Source organism: Streptomyces sparsus (genome assembly GCF_054776295.1).
Genome location: NZ_BAAHCA010000280.1, coordinates 1 through 5424, shown reverse-complemented (window position 1 = coordinate 5424; position 5424 = coordinate 1). Strand labels below are relative to the sequence as shown.

6 protein-coding genes are annotated in these 5424 nt (G+C 71.2%); 5 read left to right on the top strand and 1 reads right to left on the bottom strand.

Translation table 11 applies throughout. From position 1 onward, the window contains the following. The 3 genes from ACYVE9_RS14375 to ilvD all read left to right on the top strand — a co-directional run. A partial coding sequence (locus ACYVE9_RS14375) for a Ppx/GppA phosphatase family protein (RefSeq protein ID WP_461028226.1) occupies positions 1-171 on the top strand: 171 nt, incomplete at its 5' end. 22 nt (positions 172-193) lie between these two features. Continuing rightward, positions 194-1027 (top strand): sugar phosphate isomerase/epimerase family protein, encoded by an 834-nt coding sequence (locus tag ACYVE9_RS14370; RefSeq protein WP_461028225.1) that lies wholly within the window; start codon positions 194-196, stop codon positions 1025-1027. 178 nt (positions 1028-1205) lie between these two features. After that, positions 1206-3044 carry a dihydroxy-acid dehydratase gene (gene ilvD, locus ACYVE9_RS14365; RefSeq protein WP_461028224.1) on the top strand — a complete coding sequence of 613 codons (1839 nt, stop codon included), beginning with the start codon at positions 1206-1208 and terminating at the stop codon, positions 3042-3044. A gap of 93 nt (positions 3045-3137) precedes the next feature. On the opposite strand, the gene ACYVE9_RS14360 is transcribed toward ilvD, so the two are convergent. Continuing rightward, on the bottom strand, positions 3138-3701 hold the full coding sequence (locus ACYVE9_RS14360) for a heme-binding beta-barrel domain-containing protein (protein WP_461028223.1): 564 nt from the start codon (positions 3699-3701) through the stop codon (positions 3138-3140). A 378-nt stretch (positions 3702-4079) separates the two neighbouring features. Between ACYVE9_RS14360 and ACYVE9_RS14355 the strand changes: the two genes are divergently transcribed. Continuing rightward, a complete protein-coding gene (locus tag ACYVE9_RS14355; protein WP_461028222.1) occupies positions 4080-4451 on the top strand; it encodes a DsrE family protein in 372 nt (123 codons plus the stop codon). Between the two features lie 194 nt (positions 4452-4645). Then, positions 4646-5424 (top strand): mechanosensitive ion channel family protein (locus ACYVE9_RS14350; protein WP_461028221.1); only part of this gene is annotated, 779 nt, incomplete at its 3' end.

Here is a 5424-nt window from a genome sequence, read left to right as displayed (position 1 = left end):
CGGGCCGCGCTGCCCGGCGTGTCCGAGGGCCGGGCCCGGCACCTGCTGGCCGGCGCGGTGGTCGCCGAGGGCGCGATGGACCTGTTCCGCGTCGCCTCGGTGGACGTCTGCCCGTGGGCGCTGCGGGAGGGCGTCATCCTGCGGCGGCTGGACCGCCTTCGGACCGCGTAGCGGTTCGCCGTAGGCTGGGCCCGTGGCTCCTGACGTACATGACGCGGCGCGCGTCCCGGCTGCGAAAGTCGCCCTGTCCACGGCGTCGGTGTACCCGGAGTCCACCGCGACGGCTTTTGAGATCGCCGGGCGGCTGGGCTACGACGGGGTCGAGGTCATGGTGTGGACCGACCCGGTCAGCCAGGACGTCGACGCCCTGCGCCGGCTCTCCGACCAGCACGGGGTGCCCGTACTGGCCGTGCACGCGCCCTGCCTGCTCATCACCCAGCGGGTCTGGTCGACCGACCCGTGGACGAAGCTCCAGCGCGCCCGCAGCGCCGCCGAGCGGCTCGGCGCGTCGACGGTGGTGGTGCACCCGCCGTTCCGCTGGCAGCGCTCCTACGCGCGGGACTTCGTGCGGGGCGTCTGGCGCATGGCGGGTGAGACCGACGTGCGGTTCGCGGTGGAGAACATGTACCCGTGGCGGTACCGGGACCGCGAGATGCTGGCGTACGCCCCCGGCTGGGACCCCACGGAGGAGGACTACCGGCACTTCACGCTGGACCTGTCCCACACCGCCACCTCACGCACCGACACCCGGGCGATGCTGGACCGGATGGGCGACCGGCTGGGCCACCTGCACCTCGCCGACGGCAACGGTTCGGCGAAGGACGAGCACCTGGTGCCCGGCCGCGGCAAGCAGCCCTGCGCGGAGGTGCTGCGGCACCTCGCGACGACGGGCTTCACCGGCCACGTCGTCGTCGAGGTGAACACCCGCCGGGCGATGTCGTCCGCCGAGCGGGAGGCCGACCTCGCGGAGGCGCTGGCCTTCACCCGGCTGCACCTGGCCACCGAACCGCGCACGGCCGGCCCGTGAGCGAGCACGCCGGCGGAGCGGCGGTGGGTTCACACCCGTAGGGGACCGGAGCGGCCCTCGACGCGGCGTCCGCAGTCCGGTCGAGCGTCTCAACATACGACAAACCTGTCCGGATCATGGATGAGGCGGCGTACGCTCTCCCTGTCCGTACCGGCGTGCATCCAGGGAGTGGAGCATCATGCCCGAGCTGAGGTCCCGTACCGTCACCCACGGCCGCAACATGGCGGGTGCCCGAGCCCTCCTCCGCGCCGCGGGCGTAGCGCGAGAGGACTTCGGCAAGCCGATCATCGCGGTGGCCAACAGCTTCACCGAGTTCGTCCCCGGTCACACCCACCTCCAGCCGGTGGGCCGGATCGTCTCCGAGGCGATCCACGCCGCCGGCGGGGTGCCGCGCGAGTTCAACACCATCGCAGTGGACGACGGCATCGCCATGGGCCACGGCGGCATGCTCTACTCGCTGCCCTCCCGCGACCTCATCGCGGACTCCGTGGAGTACATGACGGAGGCCCACTGCGCCGACGCCCTGATCTGCATCTCCAACTGCGACAAGATCACCCCGGGCATGCTGATGGCCGCGCTGCGCCTCAACATCCCGACGGTCTTCGTCTCCGGCGGTCCGATGGAGTCCGGCACCGCCACGCTGGTCGACGGCACGGTGCGCAAGCTGGACCTCATCTCCGCGATCGCCGACTCCGCGAACGAGTCCGTCTCCGACCAGGACATGGCCCTCATCGAGGAGAACGCCTGCCCGACCTGCGGCTCCTGCTCGGGCATGTTCACCGCCAACTCGATGAACTGCCTCACCGAGGCCATCGGCCTCTCGCTGCCCGGCAACGGCTCGGTGCTGGCCACCCACACCGCCCGCAAGGAGCTGTACCAGAACGCCGGCCGGACCGTCGTCGACATCACCAAGCGCTGGTACGAGCAGGACGACGCCACGGTGCTGCCGCGCAACGTCGCCTCCCGGGCCGCGTTCGAGAACGCCGTCGCCCTGGACATCGCGATGGGCGGCTCCACCAACACCATCCTGCACCTGCTCGCCGCCGCGCAGGAGGCCGAGCTGGACTTCCGGATGAAGGACATCGACGCGCTGTCCCGGCGGCTGCCCTGCCTGTCGAAGGTCGCGCCGAACGGCTCCTACTACATGGAGGACGTGCACCGGGCCGGCGGCATCCCCGCCATCCTGGGTGAGCTGTACCGGGCCGGGATGCTCAACGAGGACGTGCACACCGTGCACAGCTCCTCCCTCGCCGACTGGCTCAAGCAGTGGGACATCCGCGGTGGCTCCCCGTCACCGGAGGCCGTCGAGATGTTCCACGCCGCACCGGGCTGTGTGCGGTCGGCGACGGCGTTCTCCCAGTCCGAGCGCTGGGACACGCTGGACACCGACGCCGCCGGCGGCTGCATCCGCGACGTCGAGCACGCCTACAGCACCGAGGGCGGCCTCTCCGTCCTCTACGGCAACCTCGCCGAGGACGGCTGCGTGGTGAAGACGGCCGGCGTCGACGAGTCCATCTGGACGTTCGAGGGCCCGGCCGTGGTCTGCGAGTCGCAGGAGGAGGCCGTCGAGGCCATCCTCACCAAGCGCGTCAAGGAGGGCGACGTGGTGGTCATCCGCTACGAGGGCCCCAAGGGCGGCCCCGGCATGCAGGAGATGCTCTACCCGACGTCGTTCCTCAAGGGCCGCGGCATGGGCGCCAAGTGCGCGCTGCTCACCGACGGCCGGTTCTCCGGCGGCACCTCCGGGCTGTCCATCGGGCACGCCTCCCCGGAGGCCGCGGCCGGCGGCACCATCGCACTGGTCGAGGACGGCGACCTGATCGCGATCAGCATCCCGGAGCGCAGCATCGAGCTGAAGGTCGGCGAGGAGGAGCTGGCCGCCCGCCGGGAGGCGCTCGGCGGCCGGTACGCGCCGAAGGCGCGCGAGCGCAAGGTGTCGCAGGCGCTGCGGGCGTACGCCGCGATGGCCACCTCGGCCGACAAGGGCGCGGTGCGCGACGTCAGCAAGCTCTACTGAGCGGCCGGCCTCCAGCCACACAGCGGACGCCCGCCTCCCCCGCGTAGTCGGGAGCGAGGCGGGCGTCCGCGTGTGCGTGCGGAAGCGGCGGTCCTACTTGAAGAAGGCGATGCCGTCGTCGGGCAGGTCGCCGAGGTCCTTCGCCCACTCGCTCGGGTCGACGACCTTCTTCAGGTGCGCCGACATGTAGGGGCGCAGCGGCACCTGCGGGGTGGCCTTCTCGCCCACCCACATCAGGTCGCCCTTGACGTAGCCGTACAGCCGCTTGCCGCCGCTGTACTCCTCGGCCGCCGCGAGCCGGGCCACCGCGTCGGTGGCCAGGTCGATCTGCGGCTTGCTGTCGGCCAGCTGGCCGTACCAGATCTCGACGACGCCCTGGTCGCGGACCATCACGACCTCGACCTTGCGCTCGCCGTCGATCCGCCAGTAACCGGACTCCGACTCCAGCGGGGCGACCTTGTTGCCCTCACCGTCGAGCTGCCAGCTCCGGGAGGTGTACTCCAGGAAGGCGCGGCCGTCATGGCTGAAGGTGACCTCCTGGCCGAAGTTGCACTTCTCCGCGCCGGGGAAGTCCGCGACTCCGGCGCCGGCCCAGTCGCCGAGCAGGAAGGCCAGCGGCACGAGGTCGGGGTGCAGGTCGGACGGGATCTCGATCATGGAAGGCTCAGGCGATCTGTAGCAGGGGCGGCCGGCGGGACGGGGGAGTGACCTCGGGTCAGCGCTGACCCTGGAAGAGCTTCTTCACGGTCAGCCCGGCGAACGCGGCAGTGCCCACGCAGACCAGGATCATCAGGGTGATGAAGAATGCCTCAAGCACGAGTCGCTCCTTGAGCGGGTTTCTGGGTACGTACGGACCGGCCCCGAGTCTAGTCGGCCCGGCGGCGCCCAGCGCTGCGAGGTCCACCACCCCACGCCGCGGCGACAACCGGATGCCGCAGCGACTGGCCGGTGTGCGGGTGCCGGCGGGCGGCAGCCGGAGCCGTCCCGCGCACATCACGATCGGGTAGCGCCTTCGGTCGCATTACTGTGGGGCGCATGGCAGCTGACTCGAAGAAGCTCGTGATCAAGGTGACGGCGGGGGCGGACGCCCCGGAGCGGTGCTCGCAGGCGTTCACGGTGGCCGCGGTCGCCGCGGCGAGCGGGGTGGAGGTGTCGCTGTGGCTCACCGGTGAGTCCGCCTGGTTCGCGCTGCCGGGCCGGGCAGCCGAGTTCGAGCTGCCGCACTCCGCGCCGCTGGAGGAGCTGGTCGCCGGTGTGCTGGCGGGCGGCCGGATCACGGTGTGCACCCAGTGCGCGGCGCGCCGGGACATCGAGGAGAAGGACCTGCTGGAGGGGGTGCGCATCGCGGGCGCCCAGGTCTTCGTGAGCGAGACGATGGCGGACGGCGCGCAGGCCCTCGTCTACTGAGCGGCAGCCGAGGCGCGGAGCGTGCCGCCGGGACGAGCAGCCCGCCGCCGGGGTGCGGACCGCCGCAGCGGGTGGGCGGATGGGCCGGACGGGGGCCGCGGGCGCGGCAGACGGGTGAGAGGGAGTCCCCGGCGGAGTGAGTGACAGCTGCGGTGGTACGGGCAGCTCATCACACACCTCGGACGGGGAGACCCATGAACCATTCGCACGCGTTGCTGGCCATCGACTTCCAGGAGGGTCTCTCGGAGGCGTGGACGTCGGTCGCGACGTTCGTTCCGAGGTTCATCTCGTTCCTGATCATCCTGTTCATCGGCTGGCTCATCGCCAAGGCGCTGGCCAAGGCCGTCGGGGTGATCCTGCGCAAGGTCGGCTTCGAGCGGGTCATCGACCGCAGCGGTCTCGACCGCTTCCTGGAGAACTCGTCGCTCAACGCGATCGACGTCATCGCCAAGCTCGTGTACTACGCGGTCCTGCTGATCGCGCTCCAGGTGTCGTTCTCGGTCTTCGGCCCCAACCCCATCAGCGACCTGCTGCGCGGGGTGGTGGCGTGGATTCCGCGGGCCGTCGTCGCGATCATCATCATCGTGCTCGTCGCGGCCATCGCGAACGCCGTGAAGAGTGTGATCAGCGACACTCTCGGCGGGTTGTCCTACGGCAGGCTGCTGGCCAACATCGCGGCCGTCTTCATCATCGGCCTCGGTGTCATCGCCGCTCTGAACCAGATCGGCGTCGCGGTCACCGTGACCACGCCGGTGCTCATCACCGTGCTCGCCACCATCGGCGGCATCCTGGTGGTCGGAGTCGGCGGCGGTCTGATCAAGCCGATGCAGCAGCGCTGCGAACGGTGGCTGGCGAACGCCGAGCAGGAGACCGGCCGGGTGCGGGAGCACGTCTCCGGCCGCAAGGCCGGCTCGTCGTCCGGCGGCACGCCCTCCGGCGGCAACTCGCCGGGCGGCGGCACCGCGCCGGGCGG

Bases quoted from the DNA above. Each gene is read 5' to 3' on its own strand.
- ilvD (WP_461028224.1), top strand. From the start codon at position 1,206: ATGCCCGAGCTGAGGTCCCGTACCGTCACCCACGGCCGCAACATGGCG.
- ACYVE9_RS14360 (WP_461028223.1), bottom strand. From the start codon at position 3,701: ATGATCGAGATCCCGTCCGACCTGCACCCCGACCTCGTGCCGCTGGCC.
- ACYVE9_RS14355 (WP_461028222.1), top strand. From the start codon at position 4,080: ATGGCAGCTGACTCGAAGAAGCTCGTGATCAAGGTGACGGCGGGGGCG.